This is a genomic window from Myxococcus sp. AM011 (assembly GCF_013372595.1).
GTDB lineage: Bacteria > Myxococcota > Myxococcia > Myxococcales > Myxococcaceae > Myxococcus > Myxococcus eversor.
In genome coordinates, this window is the sequence record NZ_JABXEM010000117.1 from 1 (window position 1) to 23,370 (window position 23,370).

General features: G+C 68.2%; 20 protein-coding genes. 5 read left to right on the forward strand and 15 right to left on the reverse strand.

Annotated elements, in window-relative coordinates:
- The 8 genes from HUW62_RS23695 to HUW62_RS50060 all read right to left on the reverse strand — a co-directional run.
- The coding region (locus HUW62_RS23695) for a hypothetical protein (RefSeq protein ID WP_176435696.1) at positions 1-296 on the reverse strand (296 nt) is incomplete at its 3' end.
- The gene (locus tag HUW62_RS23700) at positions 293-766 is read right to left on the reverse strand and encodes a TPM domain-containing protein (protein WP_176435697.1); all 474 of its coding nucleotides are present in this window, start codon (positions 764-766) and stop codon (positions 293-295) included. The genes HUW62_RS23700 and HUW62_RS23695, both read right to left, overlap by 4 nt.
- A 65-nt stretch (positions 767-831) precedes the next feature.
- A complete protein-coding gene (locus tag HUW62_RS23705) occupies positions 832-3,993 on the reverse strand; it encodes an efflux RND transporter permease subunit (protein WP_176435698.1) in 3,162 nt (1,053 codons plus the stop codon).
- A gap of 22 nt (positions 3,994-4,015) precedes the next feature.
- Positions 4,016-5,173 carry an efflux RND transporter periplasmic adaptor subunit gene (locus tag HUW62_RS23710; protein WP_176435699.1) on the reverse strand — a complete coding sequence of 386 codons (1,158 nt, stop codon included), beginning with the start codon at positions 5,171-5,173 and terminating at the stop codon, positions 4,016-4,018.
- Positions 5,161-6,531, reverse strand: a complete 1,371-nt coding sequence (locus HUW62_RS23715; protein WP_176435700.1) for a TolC family protein — start codon at positions 6,529-6,531, stop codon at positions 5,161-5,163. The genes HUW62_RS23710 and HUW62_RS23715 overlap by 13 nt, the downstream gene beginning before the upstream one ends.
- Before the next feature lie 118 nt (positions 6,532-6,649).
- Positions 6,650-7,402: a hypothetical protein gene (locus HUW62_RS23720; RefSeq protein WP_176435701.1), complete on the reverse strand. Its 753-nt coding sequence runs from the start codon at positions 7,400-7,402 to the stop codon at positions 6,650-6,652.
- 276 nt (positions 7,403-7,678) lie between these two features.
- Entirely contained in the window at positions 7,679-8,485 is an 807-nt protein-coding gene (locus HUW62_RS23725) for a LytTR family DNA-binding domain-containing protein (RefSeq protein ID WP_163868773.1), read from the reverse strand.
- Entirely contained in the window at positions 8,482-9,663 is a 1,182-nt protein-coding gene (locus HUW62_RS50060) for a histidine kinase (RefSeq protein WP_176435702.1), read from the reverse strand. The genes HUW62_RS23725 and HUW62_RS50060 overlap by 4 nt, the downstream gene beginning before the upstream one ends.
- A 170-nt stretch (positions 9,664-9,833) precedes the next feature.
- On the opposite strand from HUW62_RS50060, the gene HUW62_RS23735 reads away from it, so the two are divergent.
- The gene (locus HUW62_RS23735; RefSeq protein ID WP_163868775.1) at positions 9,834-10,592 is read left to right on the forward strand and encodes a 2OG-Fe(II) oxygenase; all 759 of its coding nucleotides are present in this window, start codon (positions 9,834-9,836) and stop codon (positions 10,590-10,592) included.
- Here the strand turns inward: HUW62_RS23735 and HUW62_RS23740 are convergent.
- Complete coding sequence (locus HUW62_RS23740) at positions 10,589-10,837, reverse strand: hypothetical protein (RefSeq protein ID WP_176435703.1); 249 nt, start codon at positions 10,835-10,837, stop codon at positions 10,589-10,591. The genes HUW62_RS23735 and HUW62_RS23740 overlap by 4 nt on opposite strands.
- 96 nt (positions 10,838-10,933) lie before the next feature.
- Positions 10,934-12,070 carry a hypothetical protein gene (locus HUW62_RS23745; RefSeq protein WP_176435704.1) on the reverse strand — a complete coding sequence of 379 codons (1,137 nt, stop codon included), beginning with the start codon at positions 12,068-12,070 and terminating at the stop codon, positions 10,934-10,936.
- A 135-nt stretch (positions 12,071-12,205) separates the two neighbouring features.
- Here HUW62_RS23745 and HUW62_RS23750 point away from each other — a divergent pair, with 135 nt between their 5' ends.
- Entirely contained in the window at positions 12,206-13,510 is a 1,305-nt protein-coding gene (locus HUW62_RS23750) for a hypothetical protein (RefSeq protein ID WP_176435705.1), read from the forward strand.
- A 55-nt stretch (positions 13,511-13,565) separates the two neighbouring features.
- Here the strand turns inward: HUW62_RS23750 and HUW62_RS23755 are convergent, their stop codons facing one another.
- The gene (locus HUW62_RS23755; RefSeq protein ID WP_176435706.1) at positions 13,566-16,079 is read right to left on the reverse strand and encodes a hypothetical protein; all 2,514 of its coding nucleotides are present in this window, start codon (positions 16,077-16,079) and stop codon (positions 13,566-13,568) included.
- Positions 16,080-16,211: 132 nt separating this feature from the next.
- On the reverse strand, positions 16,212-16,886 hold the full coding sequence (locus HUW62_RS23760; RefSeq protein WP_176435707.1) for a M1 family aminopeptidase: 675 nt from the start codon (positions 16,884-16,886) through the stop codon (positions 16,212-16,214).
- Positions 16,887-17,257: 371 nt separating this feature from the next.
- Between HUW62_RS23760 and HUW62_RS23765 the strand changes: the two genes are divergently transcribed.
- Positions 17,258-18,739, forward strand: a complete 1,482-nt coding sequence (locus HUW62_RS23765) for a hypothetical protein (protein WP_255203601.1) — start codon at positions 17,258-17,260, stop codon at positions 18,737-18,739.
- Positions 18,740-18,775: 36 nt separating this feature from the next.
- Here HUW62_RS23765 and HUW62_RS23770 read toward each other — a convergent pair whose 3' ends face one another.
- Positions 18,776-20,398, reverse strand: coding sequence for a Na+/H+ antiporter (locus HUW62_RS23770; protein WP_176435709.1), 1,623 nt, complete (start codon positions 20,396-20,398; stop codon positions 18,776-18,778).
- Positions 20,399-20,559: 161 nt separating this feature from the next.
- Complete coding sequence (locus tag HUW62_RS23775) at positions 20,560-20,904, reverse strand: helix-turn-helix domain-containing protein (RefSeq protein WP_141640352.1); 345 nt, start codon at positions 20,902-20,904, stop codon at positions 20,560-20,562.
- Between the two features lie 74 nt (positions 20,905-20,978).
- Here HUW62_RS23775 and HUW62_RS23780 point away from each other — a divergent pair, with 74 nt between their 5' ends.
- The gene (locus HUW62_RS23780) at positions 20,979-22,007 is read left to right on the forward strand and encodes an NAD(P)-dependent alcohol dehydrogenase (RefSeq protein ID WP_176435710.1); all 1,029 of its coding nucleotides are present in this window, start codon (positions 20,979-20,981) and stop codon (positions 22,005-22,007) included.
- Positions 22,004-22,804 (forward strand): NAD(P)H-dependent oxidoreductase, encoded by an 801-nt coding sequence (locus tag HUW62_RS23785; RefSeq protein ID WP_163868784.1) that lies wholly within the window; start codon positions 22,004-22,006, stop codon positions 22,802-22,804. The genes HUW62_RS23780 and HUW62_RS23785 overlap by 4 nt, the downstream gene beginning before the upstream one ends.
- Before the next feature lie 87 nt (positions 22,805-22,891).
- On the opposite strand, the gene HUW62_RS23790 is transcribed toward HUW62_RS23785, so the two are convergent.
- Complete coding sequence (locus HUW62_RS23790; RefSeq protein WP_163868785.1) at positions 22,892-23,182, reverse strand: hypothetical protein; 291 nt, start codon at positions 23,180-23,182, stop codon at positions 22,892-22,894.
- Positions 23,183-23,370 lie beyond the last annotated feature (188 nt).

Consider the following 23,370-nt stretch of genomic DNA (forward strand, 5'->3'; position numbering starts at 1 on the left):
GCCCCCACCCAGGCCCCCTGACGCAGCTTCACCGACCGAAGGCGTGAGCGCTCCTCGCGGGCGCGGGCCGCCTGGACCTGCTCCTCGCGGCGAAGTGCCAGGGCCTCCAACGCCTGGTCCACGTAGCGCGCGGGGATGTCCAGCTCCGCGCCAATGCGCCGCAAGTCCTCCGCCGTGAGCGTCTCCGGCGCCGCGTCCTTCTGCATCAGCCGCGTGGCGGTGGCGATGAGCTCGTTGACGTCGTCATAGGCCACGTGTGTCGGCGGCGCGCCCTGGGTGCGCTGCGACGTGCTCATGACTGGCTCACCTGGTCCGGCAGCTCGTTCCCCGCGACATCGAGCCCCGGGGCCGCCGTGCGCAGCAACTCGCCAATGCGCTCCACCGCCGACACCAGTCCGGGGACGGCCGCGTCCTCACGGAAGCCCTTGGCCACCAGGTCCACCACTTCCTGCCAGAAGCCCGGCAGCGCCGCGCCATGGACACCCCGGCCCGCGTAGACAGCCGCCTGTCGGTCCTTCACGGCCACGTAGAGCAGGACGCCCGTGTCCTTCGCGGTGCGACGCATGCCCAACCGCGCGAAGAGGAGCCTGGCGCGGGACAAGGCATTGCCGCCCTCGCAGGTGTACTCCAGGTGGATGCGCACCTCTCCCCGGTTGCCAGACTCGGCGCGGCGGATGGCGTCCACCAGCTCCGCCTCCTGCGCCTTCCCCAGAATCCGCTTCGAACGAGACCACGGCCAGACCATCGCGGGAGGATATGCCAGCAAGCATCCGCCAACCAGGGCGCGCACGGTGTTGCGCGCGACGCGCGATGGCTGGCGTCCGTGGCGGGTCAGCCCTGGCCTTCGACCAGCCGCTCCTCGCTTCGAGGCCTGACACCCGCCTCGCCGACAGGACGCCGCGCATCGCCGCGCAGCTTCTGCATCAGCACATACAGGCCAGGGATGAAGGCGAAGTTCACCACCGTGGACACGAGCATGCCGCCGAACACGGCCGTCCCCAGCGAGTTGCGCGAGGCGGCGCCCGCGCCCTGGGCGGTCATCAGCGGCACCACGCCCAGCAGGAAGGCCAGCGACGTCATGAGGATGGGACGCAGGCGGACCTCCGCCGCCTCCACCACCGCGTCGACGGCGCTCTTGCCGCCCTTTCGCAGCTGCTCCGCGAACTCGACGATGAGGATGGCGTTCTTGCTCGCCAGGCCCACCAGCATGACGAGCCCCAGCTGACAGAACACGTCGTTGGCGAACCCCCGCATCCACTGCAGGCCCAGGGCGCCCAGGATGGCCAGGGGCACGGAGAGGATGATGACGAACGGCAGGCTGAAGCTCTCGTACTGCGCCGCGAGCACCAGGAACACGAACAAGAGCCCCAGGCCGAACATGGCCAGCGTCTCTCCACCGCTCTGCCGCTGCTCCAGGCTGATGCCCGTCCACTCCGCGCTCATTCCCTGCGGCAGGACTTGCGCGGCGAGCGCCTCCATCGCGTCCATGGCCTGACCGGAGGACACGCCCGGCGCCGGCTGGCCGCTCAGCTCCACCGCGCGAAAGAGGTTGTAGTGCCGGATGCCCTGCGCGGAGACCATGGGCTCCACCTTCACCAGCGACTCCAACGGAATCATGTCCCCGCTGTCGCTGCGCACGTAGAAGGCGCCGATGTCGCTCGGGCTGTCGCGGAACTGTTGCTCGGCCTGGACATAGACGCGGTACGCGCGGTTCGCGTAGTTGAAGTCGTTGACGTACTGGCTGCCCATGTAGACCTGCATCGTGCTGAAGATCTGCTCGATGGGGACCCCCAGCGCCTTGGCCTTCTGCCGGTCCACCTCCACGTCCAACAGCGGCGTGTCCGCGTTGAAGCCCGTGAAGACGCCGCGCAGCTGGCCCTCCTCGTTGCCCCGGGTCATCAGCTCCTGGACCGTGGTGGCGAGCTGGTCCAGCGAGGCGGTACCGGCGACGTCCTCGACCATGAACTGGAAGCCGCCGACGCTGCCCACTCCCCGGATGGCCGGAGGCTGAAAGGGCATCACCCGCGCACCCTCGATGCGCCCGAAGGGCTCGCGCAGCCGCTCCACCAATGCGGCCACCGACTGGTCCTTCCCCGGGCGCTCATCCCACGACTTCAGCGGGACGAAGATGTTGGCCATGTTGGGGCCCGTGCCATGGGAGGAGAATCCGCCGTTGGCGAAGATGGCGCGCACCTCCGGCTGCGCCCTCAGCACCTCCTCCACCTGCTCCATCACCTTCTCCGTCTCGGCCAGCGACGTCCCCTCCGGTCCCTGCACGGAGACGAGCAGGTAGCCCTGGTCCTCGTCGGGGATGAAGCCCTTGGGCGTGGCCCGGACCAGCGCCAGCGTGGCGCCGATGCACAGGAAGAACGCCACCAGGAGGATGACCGGGCGCTTGAGCAACCCGCGCAGGCTCCGGCCATACACGACGCGAATTCCGTCGAGCACCTGGTCCACCTTGCGGAAGAGCACCCACTTCTCGCCCGAGTGATGCACGAGCAGCCGCGCGCTCAAGGCGGGCGTGAGGGTGCAGGCGCAGAAGGTGGAGAGCGCCACCGACGCGGCGATGGTCAGCGCGAACTGCCGGTAGATGGCGCCGGTGGTGCCAGGAAAGAGCGCCACCGGGACGAACACCGCCACCAGGACGATGGAGATGGCGATGACCGCGCCAAACACCTCTTTCATTCCCTCGCGAGCGGCCTCCTCCGCCGACAGCTTCCGCTCCACCATGAGTCGCTCGATGTTCTCGATGACCACGATGGCATCGTCGACGACGAGGCCCGTGGCCAGGGTGAGGCCAAACAGGGTGAGGGTGTTGATGGAGAAGTCCATCAACCGCACGAAGGCGAAGGTGCCCACCAGCGAGACGGGAAGCGTGAGGGCGGTGATGAGCACGCTGCGCCAGCCGTGCAGGAACAGGAAGATGACCAGGATGACGAGGACAATCGCCTCCACCAGCGTCCGGAGCACCTCGTGGACGGTGGCGCGCACCGCGAGCGTGGTGTCCGTGCCCGTCCGGTACGTCATGCCCGGGGGGAACTGCGCGGACAGTCGCTCCAGCTCCTTGAAGACGGCGTCACGCACGTCCAACGCATTGGCGGTGGGGAGCTGGAAGGTGACGATGCCCACGGCCTGCTTCCCGTCGAAGCGCAAGAGCGTGCTGTAGTTCTCCGCGCCCATCTCCACGCGGCCCACGTCCTTCACCCGCACGCTCCTGCCGTCATGCTGGCGCATCAGGACGATGTCACCGAACTCCTCCGGCTCCACCAGGCGTCCCCGGGCGCGCACCGCGAGCTGGTAGGGCTGGTTCGCCGCGGAGGGCGGCTGGCCCACCTGGCCCGCGGCCACCTGGAGGTTCTGCTCCTGCAACGCACGCGTCACGTCCTGCGGGGTGAGCTTGCGCCGCGCCAGCTCCGTGGGGTCCAACCACAGGCGCATGGAGAACTTTCGCTCACCGAAGATGCGGACCTCACCGACGCCCTTCACGCGCTTGATGGCGTCCTTGAGATTCACGTCGGCGTAGTTGCTGAGGAACCTCACGTCGTAACGGTCGTCCGGGCTGAAGAGCGCCACGGACAACAGAATCTGGCTGGAGGCCTTGTTGACGACGATGCCCGTCTGGTTCACCTGCGAGGGCAGGCGCGCGGCCGCGCGGCTCACCCGGTTCTGCACGTCGACGGCGGCCACTTCGATGTCGCGGGTGGACTCGAAGGTGATGATGATTTGACTGGAGCCATCGTTGCTGCTGGTGGAGGTGATGTAGCGCATGCCCTCCACGCCGTTGAGCTCCTGCTCCAGGGGTATCGTGACGGCGCTCTCCACGACCTCGGCGCTGGCGCCCACGTAGTTGGCCGTCACCGTCACCTGCGGTGGAGCCAGGTCCGGGTATTGGGCGATGGGCAGCGTGGGGATGGCGATGGCCCCCACCAGCGTCAACAGGATGGAGCAGACGATGGCGAAGACGGGCCTGCGGATGAAGAAGTCGATGAACATGGTGCGCTTGGGTCCCCTGCGCTCAGCGCGGGCTCTCGTGAGGGGTGTTCCGCGCGGCCTCCGCGCGGGGCGAGGACGCGGCGGCCTTCAACGTCACGGGCATGCCGTCTCGCAGGGCCTGGATGGCTGAGACGGCCACGCGGTCTCCCGCCTTGAGGCCTCCCTCCACGACATAGGTCCTGTCCCCCAGCGGCCCCAGGGTGATGGGGCGGCGAGCCACCACCGCCCTGCCACCCTCCTCGTGCACCACCAGCGCGAAGGGCTGGCCGCTCTGGCGCACCACCGCGAGCGCCGGAACCTGCAGGGCATCACGCTGGGAGTAGACGATGCGCGTGCGCACCAGCTCACTGGGACGCAGGCCCACGGTGTTGCGGAAGGCGGCCTTCACTTCCACCAACTGGGTGCGAGGGTCGGCCTGGGGCGCGATGAAGAAGACGGTGCTGGTGAGCTCCACCCTGCCCTGGGCGTCGAGGACCTCCAGCACCGTGTCGGGCTTCATCGAGCGCGCGCGGAACGACGGCACCGAGACGCTCACCTCCAGGACATCCGCCTGGGCCACGCTGGTCAGCTCCGTGGAGGCACCGACGAAGTCGCCCACCCGCACCAGCACGTCACCCACGGTGCCAGCGAAGGGGGCACGCACCACGTTGAGCTGGAGCTGGACCTGGCGCTGCGTCACCTGCGCGGCGGAGGAGCGCGCGGCGGCCTCGGCGGCCTGCACCTGGGCGCGGGCACCCTCCAACTCCTGCTCACTCGCGAGGCCCTCTCCATGAAGCGCCTGCGTGCGGGCCAGCGTGCGGCGCGACAGCTCCAGGTTCACTTGTGACGAGCTGAGCTGGGCCTGGGCGCTGTCGAGCGCGGCCGACTCCTCTCTCGCGTCCACCTCCACCAGCGGCGCGCCCTCCTCCACCTGCTGTCCGGGACGCACGGGGATGCGGCGCACGGAGCCCGCCACCTGTGGCAGCACCGTGACGCTTCGCCGTGACAACAGTGAGCCGAGGTACTCGCTGGTGTCCCGCACTTCCTGGGGAGCCAGCACCACCACCTCCACCTCGCGAGGAGGAGCCGCCGCCGGGGCGGCCTTCTGCCCCGAACAACCCGCCACCGTCGCAACCACTGCCACACGCCACACCGACTTCTTCAGCGCCTCGAGGGGACGCACCCACTTCACCAGTCGCACCGGGCCTCCGTCAGGAATGCGGCCAGGCGTGCCTGGACTCGCTCGAATTCACGCAGCACCAGGTTCAGCTCCGCCTGGCGAAGGGCCGCTCCGCTCTGCACCAGCTCGAGGCTGCTGCCACGGCCCACTTCAAAAGCACGACGCGTGAGCTTGTCGGTCCGCTCCGCGAGCTCTCTCGACTCGACCGCCGTCTTCACCAGCGCCTCGGCGACCTCCACGCCGCGCCGCGCCTGGGTCACCTCCAGCACCACGTCGCGGTGCGCGCTCTCCAGCGCCGCCGCTGCCTGCTCCTCCACGCCCGTGCGCTCACGGACCAGGCCCTCGCGACCGCCGCCCTCCCAGAGAGGCACCGACAGCACGGCGGCGACATTCCAGGTGGCGAACCGGCCGAAGCCCGGGTCCGTGGTGAGCCCCAGGAGGGTGCTGGAGATGCCCAGCGTGGGCAGGTAGCCCGCGGACGCCTGACGCCGGCTGTCACGCGCGGACTCCACCTGCGCACGCGCCGCCAGCAGATCCGCCCGCGCGTCCAGGCGCTCCAGCGGCGCGCAGTCCTGGCGCGTCCGTTCCACCAGTCCCTGGAGGTTGAAGGTCGAGTCCACGCCCACGGCGTGGCCGAAGCCCAACGAGAGCCCCAGCGCCTCGCGGGCCTGGCGCAGTTGTTCGTCACCCGCGATGAGCACGCCGCGCGCCACCGCCACGTCCTGACTCACGCGCACCACGTCCAACGGCGTGCCCGCGCCCAGCTCGAAGGTGCGCTGGGTGAGGGCCGCGCTCTCCAGGGCCCGGCGCAGGCCCACGCGGTTGATTTCGGCGGCGCGCTCGGCGGCCACGGTGGCCACCAGCGCCTGCGCCAGTCCCAGCGTGAGGCGACGCCGGACGTCCTGGAGGCTCGCCACCGCGCCCTCTTCCGAGGCCCTGGCGGACGACAGCCCTCTCCACGCGCCCAGGTCCACCACCGACTGCGTCAGCGTCCCGGTGACGGTGCCCAGCGGCACCGTGGGCGTGCGCCCGTTCGCGCCAGCGCCCGTCCCCAGGCCCGGGTTCACCACCGCGGGCGTGTCGGGGTTGAGCACGTCCAGGGCCACGCTGGCCTGGACCCGTGCGTTGGGCAGCAGCGCCGACAGCGCCTGGCGCCACCGGCCACTCGCGCGCCGCACCCCTGCTTCCACGCCGCGCAGGTCCGTGGACCGCTCACGCACCAGGGCCAGCGCTTCATCCCAGGTCGTCACCCGCTGCGCGGCGGCCGGGACGGGGGCGAGCATCGCGTCCTCCACCCTGGGTGGGACGACGACGGGAGGGAACTCGGACTGAACCGACGCGGCGACGAGCGCGAGGAGAAGGACGGAAGTGGTTGCCATACGCCAGACGTGGATGGAGGACGGGAACCACCGCGCGAAGCCGCGCTCCCGTCCCGGGTGGGGTTGGCACTCCCGAGAGCGCGGAGGGCACGCTCGGGAGCACGGGCATGCGGTGCGGCTAGCTGCGCGGGGGCGCCAGCTTGAAGATGGAGGCGTCGATGGGCGCGTCGTAGCGGGCGTCCTGGACGACCTTCTCACCGTGCTGGCCGTCGCCCTCCCACTTCAGGCGGTGGCTCACCGTGATGCCATCCACGGTGCGGAAGTCGGAGTAGGTGATGGCCTTGTTGTACGGCTTGCCCTCGTGGATTCCCGCGTAGATGCGGCGCACCTCCAGGAAGGACTTCTGGTCGATGAAGCGGACCTCGGTGGTGGAGCCACGGGTGAGGACGAGCTTGAACGAGGGAGCGCCGTTCACCTCCTCCACACCGTCCATCGCCAGCGCGACACCCCGGGCCTTCGGGTCCAGCAGGGCGTCGTCGAAGAACGCGCCCTCCGCCATCACCTTGTTCTTCTCCCCTTCCACCCGTCGAGGCGCGGCCGAGCCCTCCACCATCCAGAGCTGGCTGCCGTCGAACACCTTGGCGACCTGGGTGCCGTTGGTGACGGTGTCGTGGCGCACGAGGTTGGGGCGGGCCCGTCGCACGGTGGTGGTGGTGACGGTGTCGCCTTCCGTGGCGACGACGGTGAACTGGTAGGACTTCGCGGCCTTGAGCCGCTCCTTGCCGCCCAGGGCCTTGAGGTGTTTGTCGATGACCGTCTGGAGCGACAACTTGCCCTGGGTGCACTCGGCACCTTCGCCAGCGGTGGCGAGGGCGGGGGCGAACGTCAGACCGAGGGCGAGCAACGAGGAAACAAGAGACCTGCGCGGCATGGAGTGCCTCCGTGGGTGACTGGGTGACGGGAGGCACAGTGCCCTCGCGAGCGCGGCGCGGGCGGAGTGTTCAGCCGGTGGGGACGGACATGCGGCGAACCGGCACCACCGTGCGGCGAACGGGCCATGCGGGGCGCGGCGCCACATCGCCGGAATCCCGGTCACTGACGAGGAGCGGTGAACGGACCACCAGGGGCGCGACATCGCACCGGGACGCCATTGCACGTCACGGAGTCGTGGCGAACGGGCAAGAGTCCGTGCCGCGTGTCTCGCGGCTCAGCGCAGGTGCTGGAACTTCTCGCGGTGGCTGCGAGCGACGCGCAACTCCGCGCCACCGGTGAGCACCACGACGAGGTCCCTGCGGCCCTCGCTGCGCAGCTCGCGGATGCGGCTCGAGTTGACGATGGCCGAGCGGTGGATGCGCATGAAGCGCTCCGGGTCCAGGCGCGCCTCCAGGCCCTGCATCGTCTCGCGGTGGAGGTAGGCCTTTCCGCCCGCGTGAATCTGCACGTAGTAGTCGGCCGCCTCGATGTATTCGATTTCGTCCACGTCGAGGAACACCACGCGGCCCGAGTCTCGGATGGCGAGCCGGCGCACCCACTTCTCGGTCGGCGCGGGAGCGGGCGCCGGGGCGGGAGCGCCATCACGCTCGCCGTAGGTGGAGAGCACGGACATCAACCGATGGCTGAGGTCGGACATCCGCGCCAGCCGGATTTGAGCCTTGGCGCGGCCGATGGCGTCGTGGAAGCGGTCATCCCGGAAGGGCTTGAGGAGGTAGTCGAGCGCGTGGATGTCGAAGGCGCGCAGGGCGTAGCGGTCATACGCGGTGACGAAGATGACCGCGGGCACCTCGCCCGGGCCCAGGTGGGAGAGCACCTCGAAGCCGTTGAGCTCCGGCATCTGGACGTCCAGCAGGACCAGGTCCGGCCGCTGCGCACGGATGAGGCGCACGGCCTCCGGTCCGTTGCCTGCCTCGCCCACCACGCTGACCTCGGGGTCCGTGGCCAGCAGCAGGCGCAATCCCTCGCGCGCGAGGGGCTCGTCATCCACGACGAGCGTGCGGATGGCGACGGCGGCGTTCATGTCGCGTGCGCCTCCGCCGAAGCGGCCTGGAAGGGAAGCTCCAGTCGGGCGCGCACACCGCCTCCGGCGCGGTTCTCCAACGTGAAGACGTGGCCCGCGCCGTAGAGCTGGTTCAGGCGGGCGCGCACGTTGGCGACGCCGATGCAGCCGTCATGACGGTCCCAGCCAGGAACGAGCCCGGGGCCGTCGTCGAGCACCTCCAGCACCAGCCGCGCCCCCTCTCGCGAGGCACGCAGCTCCACGCGTCCGGCGCCGGAGCGGGTTGCGAGGCCATGCTTGATGGCGTTCTCCACCAGCGGCTGGAGGATGAGGCTGGGCACGAGCGCGCCAAGCGCGGCGGAGTCGATATCGCGCGCCACCTGGAGCCGGTCCCGGAAGCGGGTCTGCTCGATGTCGAGGTAGCGCTCCAGGAAGTCGAGGTCCTCGTGGAAGGGGACGAGCTGGCGGCCGGTGCTGTTGAGCGCCATGCGCAGCAGCTCGCTGACACCGGTGAGCATGCGAATAGAGCCCGCGGTGTCCTGCTTGCGCACGAGGACGGAGATGGCGTTGAGCGTGTTGAAGAGGAAGTGCGGATGGAGCTGGGCACGCAGGGCATCGAGCTGCGCGTGGACCAGGCGCGTCTCGAGCTGGGACTGGGCCAGCTCGCCCTCGCGGAAGCGGCGGTGGTACTCGACGGCGGAGCCGATGGCGACGATGACGCCGTAGACGAGCAGACTCGTGACGACGTACTTGGCCATCAGCAGTGGCAGGAGCTGGCCCAGGGTGCCGTCGCTGATCAACTTCTCTCCCACGGCCCGGGAGAGGAAGTAGATGAGCGTCGAGTAGGGAACCATGACCGCGGCGAGGGCGGTCAGGTGGACCGCGAGACTCCGGTGCCAGACGCCGCGCTCCAGACGAAAGCGCCGGCCCAGCGCGAGGATGAGCGGCGTGACGAGCGCCCAGTACTGCCAGGGCGGCACCTGCATCACCAGCGCCCGGGCAAAGGGGTAGGTGGGGTCCTTGGCCTGGGCGTAGAACCACGTGTGGCTCGCGGTGATGATGCCCGGCACCGCGAAGATGAGCATCAACCACGGCAGGCCGCGCACGAGCTGGGGCAACGCGGACGCGGAGGGAGCCGGCCGAAGCGTCTCGGCGGAGGACAACAGGACGGAACTCGCGGCGGGAGAGGTGGATTCCACGGCCAGTGGATCCTACGCCCGAACCCAGGCCCCGTCCGAGCGGGAGCAGCCAACGGGCTCCGGCGTGCAGCGAACGGGCCTGCTTGCAGCCTTGCCTGGGGAGCACGAATCCTGCTCGGCTGGCGGGCGGCGCGTCGGCGCTCGAGGCATGTGGTAGTGGAGGAGCATCCGTGAGCGTCGCAACCCTCGAAGAAGGCCCGCTGCGGGGTCCCAGCTTCTTTCTCGGCCGGACAGCGCTGCGAGCGCTCGCGCTCGCCCATCGCGACAGCTACGGCGCCGCACGGCCTCATCCCCACGTCGTCATCGATGGCTTCCTGGGGGAACCGCTGGCGTCCGGGCTGGCCGGAGTCTTCCCGGGAGCCACCGACGCCCACTGGAAGCGCCGCGACCACCAGGAACAGGCGGCACGCCTGGGACAGCTTCAACGCAAGGCGTTCGAGGATGTACCTGGAGCGCTCCGGCACCTGCTGTCGGAGTTCTCCAGCATGTCGTTCATCGACTTCCTGGAGACGCTCACCGGCGTGCAAGGGCTCATCGCGGACCCACACTTCCGGGGCGCCGGGCTGCACCTCACGTTGCGCGGAGGCCACCTCGCGCTGCACGCCGACTTCAACCGCGACCGCTTCCGCGCGCTCTCACGGCGGCTCACCGTCCTCTACTACCTGAACCCCGGATGGGAGTCCGCCTGGGGCGGTGACCTGGAGCTGTGGAACGCCGACCTCTCCCGGTGCGAGACGCGAATCGCGCCGCGGCTGGACCGCCTGGTCGTGATGGCCCATGGCGACACGCACTGGCATGGCCACCCCACCCCACTGGAGTGTCCCGAGGGGCGGGGGCGCGCGGCCATCGCGGCCTACTTCTACACCGCGCAGGAGTCCCCCGACGCACCGGAGGCCCACAGCGCCATCTGGGCTCCGCCGCGTCCCTAGGCCGGGGGACACTGGGAGATGCAGAACGCCTTGTAGCTGTCACAGGTGGGCCGCGGAGTGCCGCCACCGCCGTAGATGCACTGGTACCACTTCGCATCACAGGCGTTGATGCACTCCGCGCGCGTCACGCCCTGCTCGACCTGCCCCGGGTCCTCCTGGCTGACGAACTCCTCCCCTCCCTCCGCGCCACCACAACCCGCCATCAGCCCCACCGCCATCAGTCCGGCAATGATTGCCACTCGCATGTCATTCTCCTGGCTCGAAGGTCTGTGCTGCCTTGCCAGGATAGACAGCTTTCCGACGACAGGACAAACCTGGCGGCGAGTGCGAGTGAAAGCCCCTCACTCAATCGTCGAGTGGGTGACCGCGATGGGCGTATCCGTGTGATTGGAGATCTGCGGGTACGTCACGTACCAGGACCCACCCCGGTTGTTCCGGATGACCGAGCGGTCGATGCGGATGTCGCCCGAATGGTCATTGCTGACGAAGAAGATGGCGCTGCCATGGGCGTTGACTTCGTTGTGTTCGATTCGCGTGCCGCAGAGTGACAGCGTCATCTTGTTGCCGTCGTTGTAGATGGCGCCGCCGCTGCCTCCGCCCGGGGTGCCCGGACCCGCGGGATTCGCGCCGTTGCCGATGGCCCGGTTGTGGGAGAAGAGGCTGTTGATGAGGGTCCACGACACGCCGATGCTGCTGATGCCGCCACCGTTGGAGCAGACCCCGCCGTAGCCCTCCTTGCCACCGAAGGTCGTGTTCACCACGAAGACGGGCAGGTTGTTGTACTGGCTGAACACCCGAAGCGCGCCACCACCGACGTCAGGCCCGACATCGGCGCACGCGTTGTTGAAGAAGCGGGAGTTGATGACCTTCACCCGCCCGCCGCGCACCCAGACCGCCCCGCCGCCGTCGAACTCCGACTCCGTCTTCGAACTGGCATCCACGAACGTGAGGTTCTGGAGCGTCAACCGGGGATGGTCCTGGTTGTCGCAGTGGGAGGTCGTCCACACCTGCTTCTGGTCGCAGGTGTTCATGTACAGGATGCGGTGCCTGCCCGCCCCGCTGAGCGTCACCAACCCCTTGCCGTCGATGACGATGTCCGGTCCCTTGTCGTTGAAGACCTTGGCCGTCCTGTCGAGCGTGAGCGTCACGGGCTCCGGTCCGCAATCGAAGGTGATGACTCCGCCCCGGGCCACGGCGTCGATGAAGGCCGCGCTGGTGCAGCTCGCCGGCGTTCCCGTCCCGACGACGGTGGTGGGTCTGGAGACATCGGCGAGACCCGCCTCGGCGGGTACGGTGCACGTGGCCTCCGCGTTCGGATTGCCGGCGGGTGGGCCGTCCTTGGGGTTGGTCAGCGGGTTGGGCACGTCCACGCCTGACGCGTCATCGCCCGAGCAACCCGCGGAGCAGGCGAGCGAGACCCCGACGAGCAGCGAGAACACCGTCGTCGAGGGGAACCGGTGAAGTCTCTTCGGGTGCATCCAGCCTCCAGTAGGGAGGCAGTGTAGAGCGGCGATGCACCAAAGACGAGCAGGGTCGGCCCTGGACGACTTCGGCGGAGCGTCGAAGATATACTGAAGCTCAAGACCCTCGGAGCCCGCTCGAAGGAGCATCGCATGCTGATTGTCTATCAATCACTGGAGTCCGTCGGAAACACGGATAACTCGGCGAACTCCGTCCTGAGCGGCAACTCCTTCAAACACCGGGCCCAGAAGAACGCCAACAGGGTCTACGACATCGACAAGGTCAGCAAGAAGGTGGGCTTCCACGTTCCCGTCTTCGACCCCTCCCTGAACAAGATCGTCGAGGAGGAGATGGAAGTGGAGTTCGCCAACGACTCCTCTTCCAAGTCACTCTCGATGAGCTTCAAGAAGACGAAGGACGAGGACAAGCTGTTTGAGTTCCTGGAAGGTGTCATCGACACCATCGTCAAGAGCACGATGAATCGAACGGAGGTGGATGAAGGCACCTGCCGACAGCCCGACATCATCGTGCTCGGGGAACTCCATGGAAAGGAGCTGAAGGGGAAGATCTTCAATGGCTACAAGGTCGTCTATGGCATGAACCCCACGGGTGACTCCCGCCACCGCTTCACGGTGCTCCTGAACGAACACACCGAATTCAACTCGTTCGACCTGAAGATCCATCGCTACGACAAGACGCTCAAGAGCAACAAGAACGCAGACGCCATCTGCATGACCTTGACGGTCATGGGCTGGCTGGTGGCCTTCGTGCACACGCCCAACAACATCTGTGCGAACAAGACGAAGGTCGTGGAGTACCTGAAGAACAATGCGCGTCGTTCAACAGGGCAGGAGGAGCTCGACCTCCTGATTGGAGACACGAATCAAAAGAGCTCCGGCTTCGTGCAGAACTCCCTGCGAGGGGAACTGGGGGGAGGCGACTGGGTGTCCAGCATCCACGGCCAGCAACAGGAGCTCGTGAAGTTCGGAGGCCATGACATCTGCAGCATCTCGGGAACCAACAGCGGGTTCGACACGCACTTCGACATCGCCTGTACGCGTCATGTCGCCGCGAAGATCAAGGACAACAAGGTCGTGGGGGGCGACACGACGGATGAAGACTATTCACCCGCGTTTGTCTTCCACGGGCTCACCGACAAGTTCACCCAGATTGGCGAGAAGGTCTATGCCTACAGTGACCACAACGGTGTCATCGTCGAAATCCTGCGACGCAAGGACCCCTTCGCCTTCAAGGCCTTCCGGCGGGATTTCATTCTCTGCCGTACCTGCAACGAGGCGTTGCATGGCATCGAGACCCTCACGGGCTTCCACCTCAAGTGCCCGACCCTGAGAATCACCTACCAGGCCCCGGTCCCCGGCTCCTTGAAGCGGAAGGCAGACGCGCTCGACCCCGAAAAGAATCCCGGGATGAAGCCTCGAAAGAAGGCCAGGTACTAGCCGGTGATGACCCACCCACGAGTCGCCAAGGGATGAGGTCTTCGCGGGCGTCCCGCTACGCCTGGGACTGGGCCGCCGGCCTGGGCGCATCCTGAACGGAGAGCTGCCCCATGCCCGTGTCATCGCCGGGCGGCGCCTTGTTCTCGGCCTCGGGGACCTGCGTCCGACGAATCACCCAGACCAGGACGCCCGCGCCCACATAGCAGGCGGTGCCCAGAGCGAAGGTGACAGCCGTTCCGAAATGGATGGCCACGAAGATGGCGGCGGCACTGGCCAGTACGGAGAACGCGCCATTGAGCGCCCACCCCCACTGCACCAAATCCTTCCGGGCGCTGATGAGCGACATGCCCAGGGCCATGGGAATCCCCATCAGGAACGACAACGGCGCGATGAGCACCGCCGTGACGAGGATGCGCGTGGAGAGCGGCAGTCCCACCACGCCCTCCAGCACCGGACCCTTCAAGGTCAGGAACGCCCCCAGCCCCGCGGCGAGCAAGAGGAAGAGCCCACCCATCATGACCGGCCGCGCACGGGCGAGCCGCTGCGCGAACAGGCTCCCCACTCCGCTGGCCACCAGCATGCTGGCCAGCACCGTGGCGAAGGTGATGGTGGGGCTCCCCAGCACGAGCGCGAAGACGTGGAAGAACTCCATCTCCACGAGCATGAAGGCCACACCCAACAGCGAGAAGTAGCCGAGCGAGGCCCAGCCCGACCTGCCCAGCCGCTCGGTCTGCCGGGCCAACTGGAAGAGCGGCAGCACCAGGAAGGGCACCACCAGCGCCAGCAGGATGAAGACCAGGCGCCGCAACTCCACCACACCGATGCCGGCCGCCCGCGAGGGGCCCGCGCGCTCCACGAAGTAGAACGGGTTGTTGTCGGTGGCGGGGGCGATGTCCAACGGACCCTCCGCCCACAACCGCGCCGGGTCCGGGGTGGTGATGATGTCGTGAATCAACCGCCCCCAGCCCGTGAAGGGCTTGGGGATGGAGGCCACATCGAGCGAGCCGTCCGGCAACCAGAGCGCCTGGAATCCCATCGCATCGAGATGTGCTCGCGTGGTCGTCACATCCGCGGGAGTGATGGGCGAGCGCTTCACCAGCACGAAGCACATGGGACGCGAGAAATGGGGGCTCGCCACGGCCGCGACCAGCATGTGCTTGCCCACATCCTGGATGCCCAGCTTCTCCAGCGCCTCGCGCGCCACCGTGAGGCCCCGCATCGAGTCGATGCGCACCACCTCGCTGGAGCCCAGCGCGCGCAGGAAGCCCATGTAGCCATCGGGCGTCAGGTGCCGGAAGAAGTCCTGGTAGGCCTCGACCGTGTAGAGGTAGTTCTCGCTGAACGCCAACGCCGTCGCGCTCCCTCCGGTGTCCACCCAGGTGAGCGTGATGAGGTCCCACAGCTCGCGGGAGCGCTTGACGAACGTCCGCCCGTTCTCGATGTGCAGGTCGACCCCAGGCAGGTGGTAGGGCCGGCCGGAGAAGCTCGCGAGGTCCTCATTCACCACCCTCGCCACCAGCGGGTTGATCTCCACCGCGGTGATGTCCTTGCGCCCCTTGCGCACGGCCTGGAGGATATCCACGCCGCCGCCCGGGCCGATGATGAGCTGCCGTCCCTCGGCGGGGACCAGCTTGTGCGCGAGCGCGGTCAGGTCGTAGTCGAGATAGGTGTAGGCGGAGAGCGCCTCGGGATTGCCATTGAACTCGACAATCTGCGTCCCCCCGAGGCCGTCGATGAGCAGGTCCATCATCCGGAACTTCCGCCCGGCGTAGTTCCCGCTCAGGGACCAGGTGAAGAAGTGGGTGGGGTGCACCCGGACGGAGGAGATGGAGTTCCACTCCGACACCACCGTGGGCGCCCCCAGCCAGCTCACGTGCGGCGGCCTGGCGATGGAGGGGACCTGCGTGAGGAACGTCCCGAGCAGCACGAAGGCCAGGGTGAACCCCAGCGACACGAGCGAGGTGGTGCGCAGCCCCCCCGCCAGCGCGAACAGGATGGCCGCCACCATCGGCAGGATGCAGACCGTGCCGAGCATGACCTCCACCGGCGTGCTCACATCCAGGAGGAAGACCGCGACGATGCACCCCAGCGCGGCGAACACCAGGTCGACCGCGTAGAGCCGGTGGAAGCGCTCGCGGTTGTGCGACAGGACGAGCGAGACGACGAGCCCGCCGAAGAGGAACAGCGGGAAGGCGCACCAGAAGATGGCCGCCAGGGACCAGAACTCCTGCGCGTAGACGCGGAAGGCGCCTCCGAACTTCACGTACGGCAGCAGGGCGAGAATCCCCAGGACGCCCAGGAAGCCGGAGATGCCCGCCAGCAGGCTCAGCACCGCCACGTGGCGCAGCATCCGCTCGGGCGTGAAGAAGCGATGGGCCAGCCGCGCCAGGAGCCCACCCGAGGCCAACCCCAGCATCGCCAGGGAGATGAGCATGAAGGCGTAGTAGTAGGTCATCGTCCCCGCGAACAAACGCGAGAGCACCACCTGGGCCGTCAACATGCTGGCCGCGACCAGACCGAATCCCAGGCTCATGGCCCGCATCGACGTGCCCGCCAAACGCTCTTGCATGGTAACGACGTGTCCTTTCCCGGTGGGGACCTGGAGCATAGGGGAGAAGCGGGACTTCTCCCCAGGACCATCAGGAGGGGGCAGGCAGCTTGCCAGGTGGGTGGCGGATGCCCGACCGGCAGCCCTCCTCGCTCACGGTGTCTGTCCCGACGTCAGGGGGCGAGCACCGGGGACCCCCAGCCCTCGCAGCCACGCCCGCGCGAGCGGCTCGGGGTCATGCCCCGTCTCCGCCTTCACGAAGTCGAGCAGTTGCTGCATGCGCGCCGCCTTGCCTACATGGAGCTGGTAGAAGCGCGCCAGCGCCCCATCCAGGGCGGCGGTGCCCACCTGCTTCTCCAACTCGTGGAGGAAGAGGCTTCCCTTCAGGTAGGGCAGCGGGGAGGCGAGCGGGTGCGTGCTCATCTCAATCGCATTGCACGTGGCATCCGGAAGGACGACCGTGTCGCGCCTGGCCACCAGTTTCTCGAGGTCCTTGCGCCGCGACTCCCACAGCTTCGCCTCCGCGGCCTCGCCCTCGGTGGCGCCCACCGCGCGGGCCGTGAGGTAGTCCGTCGTCCCCTCCGAGAGCACGAAATCCTCCCAGCACTGGATGCGCACGCCATTCCCATACCAGCCATGCGCCGCCTCGTGGTGATGCACCAGGCGGTCCCCCATCGACGGCGAGGCCACGTGCCAGAACGGATGGTGCTCCATGCCCCCCTTGGCCTTGGGCCCCAAGTTCGCCGACACCGAGCCCGCCTTGTCGCCAAAGACAAACTTCCCATAGCGGGTCTCGAAGAAGTCCATCGCGTCGCGCAGGTGGAGCATGCCCGCGACCGCGGCCTCCTCCTCGCCCGGCAGACACCGGCTCCACCCTCCCCTGGCGTGGAGCAGACCTGGGCTTCCCGGAGCCCGGTGCTGGACGCATCTGGAGGCTCTCCTCCGGCCACGTCATGAGCGCCAACCCGTGCGACATCCCCCCACCGCCCGGATGCCAGCCCATGCACTGGCATGACCTACGACAGCTTCGAGAGTCGAGCACAGTTCCCATCCCAAGAGAGTTTGAACGTGGCCGCACGCGGATTCGGCGGTGCGGGGGTCACACGCAATCCACTAGCGTGGCTCGGATGAGAAGACTCTCCGTGGTCGTGCTCCTCCCGCTCCTCTCCACATTCGCCTGCGCACCGATGGAACCCGAGATGGAGGGTGAAGCGACCCGGCCCGAAGAGGCGGTCCAGGCGGCCTCGACTCCGCTCCGGGCGAAGGCGCTCGGCCGGATGAGGAACGCGGCGAAGTACTTCCACGACCAGGTGGCGCGCCACGGCGGGTATGCGTGGCATCACAATGCCAACAACCTGAGCGAGCGCTGGGGCGACATCCAGCTCGACGACGAGCAGATCATGATTCAGTCGCCCGGCACCTCGGACGTGGTCGTCGCGTTCGTCGAGGCCGCCCTCGCCGACCCGGCCACCCTGGCACTCAAGACCTATGCAACGGACGCGGCTTTGGCGCTGCGCCAGGGACAGGTCAAATCGGGAGGCTGGCGGCTCTACGCGGACTTCAAGGCGACTCCGACGCTGGCGGCGTGCTACCGCCACACCACGGCGAGCTGCGGCTGCGGCGGCTGCACGACGACGATTTACGACGACCAGACCACCCAGAACGCGCTCATCGCCATGATGCGCGCAGACCAGCTCCTCGGGTTCGCGAACACGGCCATCTCCGAGGCTTCGTCCTATGCCCGCGCGCGGATGGAGACCTCTCAGTTCCCGACGCATGGCGGCTTTCCCCAAGGCTTCGCCGGTCCGGTCGCCGCGCGGCCCGCGCTCACGGCCAGCTACCCGCCCTCCATTGGAACGTCGTGCGGCCTCGCCCACTGCTACGCGAACGTCTACACCCACGAGTACTGGGATGACCCGACGCTGAACGACAACCTCGCGACGGCCTTCGTGGAGATGCTGAACTGGGCGCGGGAGGTCTATCCCGCGCGAGCCGCGACCTATCAGGCCATGCGCACCGCGTTCGGCGGATTCCTTCGCCGCGCGCAGCTGCCGCTGCCGCAGCCCGCCTGGGCGCAGCAATATGACATCCAGATGCAGCCGCGCTGGGCTCGCAACTGGGAAGTCCCAGCCATCGCCGGCCAGGAGAGCCAGGACGTCATGTGGGCGCTGCTTCGCCTCTACCAGTTGGACCCGAGCGTTCCGGCGAACCGCGACGCCGTCGGCACCGCGCTCACCTATCTGGAATCCGTGGACCATGCGAATGACACGCTCATCCACCGCTACATCGAACTGGACGACACCGCTCCAGCCAACCTCGGCTTCTTCACGGTGAAGCCTGGCGGCTACCCGGTCCGGTTCTCCCAGGCCCCGCCGACCTACCAGAACTACGCGTGGGAGGTCCCCTCGCAGCTCGCCGCCCTCCGCGCGGAGTACGACCGGTTGGCGAGCGACACGACGGTGATGAAGCGCACGTGCCAGCAGCTCCGCGCCGACACGGCGCAGGCCGTCGACGCGACGGTGAACAACGAGAAGTGGCTCACGACCTACAGCCCGAGCGGCCCGCGAAGTGGCTCCACGCCGGGCGACTATCTCGACACCAGCACGTTCGTCCGGAACCTGCGCACGCTGGCCGAGTTCGTCACGCGCACGACGACCGACTGCACCGCCTGGAACTACTGAGGCGTGGGGCCGGGGGTCTCGAGGCCTCGGTCCTCCTCACTCCGATTGCAGGCCCGTCAGTTGATGCAGCTCCAGCTCCTCCAGGTCGAGCTCCTGCTCGATGCGCTGGAAGGCCGCGTCTCCGATGGTGCCGTCCGCTCTCATCGCGAGGAGTCGCTGCCGCTCGGCCGAGGTGACCCGGCGAATGGTGTCCGCGTCGGCCTCCGAAACACGACTGTCGCCCGAGGCGCTCCCAGGTGACGTGGCATCGCCACTGGCCAGGTCCGCCTCGGCGCGCCGGAGCAGGACCTCGTAGCGCCTGCGCAACAGACTCGACAGCTCCTCGCCGGACTGCGTGGACGTGGCGTCCAGCGCGGCGCGCAAGGTCTCGGCACGGGCGAACTGGACCTCTCGCTCCACCGAGCCGTCATCCTCGAGGTGGAGCAGGTTGATGAGCGGACGCAGCGTCATCCCTTGCACGACGAGCGTCGCGAGCACGACGAAGAACGCCGTGAACAAGACCAGGTCACGGTAGGGAAACGCCGGCCCGTCCGCCCCGCCCGCGGGCAGCGCCAGCGCCGCCGCGAGCGTCACAATCCCTCGCATGCCACACCACCCGACGACCGCCGCCGAGCGCCTCGACAGGCTGACTCCGTCATACCGCCCTGGCGCGCCCTTCAAGCTCGGACGGCGCAGCCAGCGGCCCAGCGCCGCGGCAGCCGAGACCCAGACGATGCGCGCGACCATCGCCGCGACGCACACGGCCGCGGCGACTCCGGTGTACTTGAATAGCGTGGGGGAATCGAGGCGCAGGAGAATCTCCTTCAACTGGAAGCCCACCAGGATGAAGGCCAGCACGTTCAGCGCATACACCGCGAAGTCCCAGACCGCGTAGGACGGGAGGCGGACGCGCGCCGGAACGACATCCGCGGCACGCCGGGCCAGGAACATCGCGAAGACGACGACGGTGAGGATGCCAGAGAGGTGGAGCCGCTCCGCGAGCATCCAGACGGCGAACGTCCCGCAGAACTGGACGACCACGGCGGTGGCGACGTCGTGAATCCGCGCGTTCACCCGGAGGACCACATGCGACAACACGAACCCGAGTGCCACACTGCCCACCGTGACGACCAGCAGCAATGGAATGGCGCTGACCGGTGACAGCGTCCCCGCGAGCGCCGCCCCGACGGCGAGGCGGTAGACCAGCAGCGCGCTCGCGTCATTGAAGAGGCTCTCTCCCTCCAGGATGACGAGGAGCTGATGCGGCGGGCGGAGCTGCTTGAGCACCGCCGTCGCGGCCGCCGCATCGGGAGGCGCCACAATGGCCCCGAGCGCGATGGCGACGGCCCAGGACATGTCGGGAACCAAGAGGCGCGCCACCACTGAGACGACGAGGATGGTGAGCCCGACAGCCCCGATGGCCAGCCCCGTGACGGCGCGCCAGTTGGCCCGGAGGTCGCGAGGAGACGCATCGAACGCGGCATCCAACAGCACGGGGGCGACGAAGAGCGTGAGCGCCAGCTCGGGGTCCAGGTCGAGCGTGGGCGTACCGGGGACAAGCGCCAGGCCCGCCCCGGCGAGCGCCACCATCGCCGGGTAGGGAGTCCCGATGCGGCGGGACAGCACCGTGAGGCCCGCCCCCGCGAGCAGCATCGCGATGATGATTTCGAAGACGTGCATGCGGAACGAAGCGCAGAGGACCTTTCCGGGCCCACACCTTGCGCTCCCCGCCCGCTGACACACAAGCGACGCTCACGGATGCGTCCGGTACTCGTCGATGGTCGATGGAGTTCGCGGCGCAGCCATGAGGACGCTCCGCGTCCGCTCGGAGCCCCGCGCCCTCACGCCGCGCGCTGCAGCCGGCGCTTGTACTTCTCCCCCCACTCCCGCAGCCCCATCAGCACCGGCTCCAGGGAGCGGCCGAAGGCGGTCAGCTCATACTCCACGCGCGGCGGAACCTCGGCGTAGACGGTGCGCTTCACCAACCCGTCCTCCTCGAGCTCCCGCAACTGCAACGTGAGCATGCGCTGGCTGCAGTTCGGCAACCGCTTGCGCAGCTCCCCGAAGCGGTGCGTGCCCTTGAGCAACCAGTACAACACCACGCCCTTCCACCGCCCGCCGATGACACCAAGGGACGCTTCCACGGCGCAGTTCGTCTTCGAGTCGTCGTCACGTTTCCGGGCCATGGTTCCCTTTTTGTGCGTACTCATCAAACTTGTGCGTACTTGCGAAGAAATAACCTGAATCGTACCTCTGCACCATGAAGACATGGGAACTGCAGCCGAAGCCGGGGTTCGAGGCACTCACGAGGGCCGAGCGTCCATCGCCAAGCGTGGGCGAGCGTGACGTGAAGGTGCGCGTGGGCGCGGTGTCACTCAACTATCGCGACGTGCTCATCGCGAAGGGCGCGGAGAAGAGCCTCAAGGCACCGCGCGTGCCCGTCTCCGATGGCGCGGGAGAGGTCATCGAGGTCGGCCCGGGCGTCACGCGCTGGAAGGTGGGCGACCGGGTGATGGCCAGCTTCTTCCCCCACTGGGTGGACGGGGAGCTGAGTGATGCGCACCACGCCAGCGCGCTCGGCGGCTCCGGGGCGGACGGCATGCTCCGCGAGGAGGTGGTGTTGCCCGAGCACAGCTGGGTGCGGATGCCCGCGGGGTACTCGTTCGAGGAGGCGTCGACGCTCCCGTGCGCCGGGCTGACGGCGTGGCAGGCGCTGTTCGAGGTGACGTCGCTCAGGCCGGGAGAGACGGTGCTGCTCCAGGGCTCGGGCGGCGTCTCGGTGTTCGCGTTGCAACTGGCGAAGGCCGCGGGCGCGCGGGTGCTGATGACGTCGAGCAGCGCCGACAAGGCAGTGCGGCTGCGAGAGCTCGGCGCCGAGGAGGTCATCGACTACCGGGCCGACGCGAAGTGGGGCGAGCGCGCGAAGGCGCTCACCGGCGGGCGCGGCGTGGACCTCGTGGTCGACGTCGGAGGCCAGGCCACCTTCGACCAGTCCTCCCTGGCGCTGCGCTACGGCGGCTCCATGAGCATGCTCGGCGTGCTCACCGGCGGGCGCGGCGAGGTGAACCTGCATTCGGTCTTCCACCGGCGGCAGACGGTGCACGGCGTCTACGTGGGCTCGGTGTCGATGTTCGAGCGCTTCGTCGCCGCGCTGGAGCGCACGGGCATCCGGCCCGTCATCGACCGCGTGTTCCCCTTCGACGAGGCGCGCGCCGCCTGGGAGCACCTCGCGAGCGGACAGCACCTGGGCAAGGTCGTCGTGAGCACCGCCACCCGGACCGCGCCATGAACGTCCTGATTGTCTACGCCCATCCGGAGCCACAATCACTCAATGGGGCCCTGAAGGACCTCGCCGTGAGCCACCTCACCGCGCGGGGCCATGCGGTGCGTGTCTCAGACCTCTACGCCATGGACTGGAAGGCGACGGCCGATGGCGGCGACTTCCTCCACCATCAGGCGGGGGAGAAGCTGACCTATCGACTGGCATCGAAGGGTGCCTTCGCTGACGGCTCGCAGAGCCCGGACATCGCGGCCGAGCAGGAGAAGCTGCTCTGGGCCCAGGCGGTCCTCTTCCAGTTCCCGCTGTGGTGGTTCTCGATGCCCGCCATCATGAAGGGCTGGGTCGACCGCGTCTTCGCCGCCGGCTTCGCCTATGGCGTGGGGGTGCATGAAGGCGAACGCTGGGGAGACCGCTATGGCGAGGGTACGCTGGCGGGTCGCCGCGCCATGCTGTCCGTCACCATCGGCGGGCGCGCGCCGCACTACTCCGAGCGTGGCGTCAACGGAGCCTTGGACGACCTCCTCTTCCCCATCCAGCACGGGGTGCTCTTCTATCCCGGCATGGAGGTGCTGCCGCCCTTCACCGCGTACCAGGTCGACCGCCTGAAAGCCGAGGAGTGGCCCCCCATCGCGGAGGCGTACAAGGCACGGCTGGACGGCTTGTTCACGGACGCGCCCATTGCGTTCCGAACGCAGAACGGTGGGTACTACGATGGCCAGCAGGTGCTCAAGCCCGGCCTCGGCCAGGGAGCCTCGGGCACGGGCATCCATGTGCACGCGCCGGGCGAACAGTCTCCGCTCAGATGAGCGGGGTGGCCAGGTCGAAACCAGCCCGGCGGGGACTCCGACATCGCGGGGAGCGCGCTCATGCGCTCCCCCGCGCTGGCCGAGCGACTACGGACAGATGAACCGGATGTCCGTGTAGTACGGCGTCACCTGGCCCGACTGCGTGACGTACCCTTCACAGTCGTAGCGCCACGCGCCCGCCCAGGTCGTCTTGGCCGCGCTCGTGTAATAGGTCCGGTGCTCGCCGTAGCGCTCCCCACCACCGGGCGGCTCCGCGTGCTGCTCCACCGTGCTCACATCGGGGGCGGCTTCGCCCTCCGCGGACTGCTCGGGAGCCGGTCCACCGCAAGCGCAGGCCAGCAGCGCGGAAATTCCCACGACCCAACGGGACAGCATCATCGTGCGCTCCTTGTCAAAAAGTATCGATATGACAAATGCAACCCTATCAATCTCTGCCGCTGGCGTCCAGACAGCCCATGTTTTCATTCATGGAAAAATACACCCGATGTATCACCGCCCGCCGTTTGACAATCATCGCCTGAAACCGGACCCGACCTGAGCGATTGCATCACCCGCCCGACACCTCC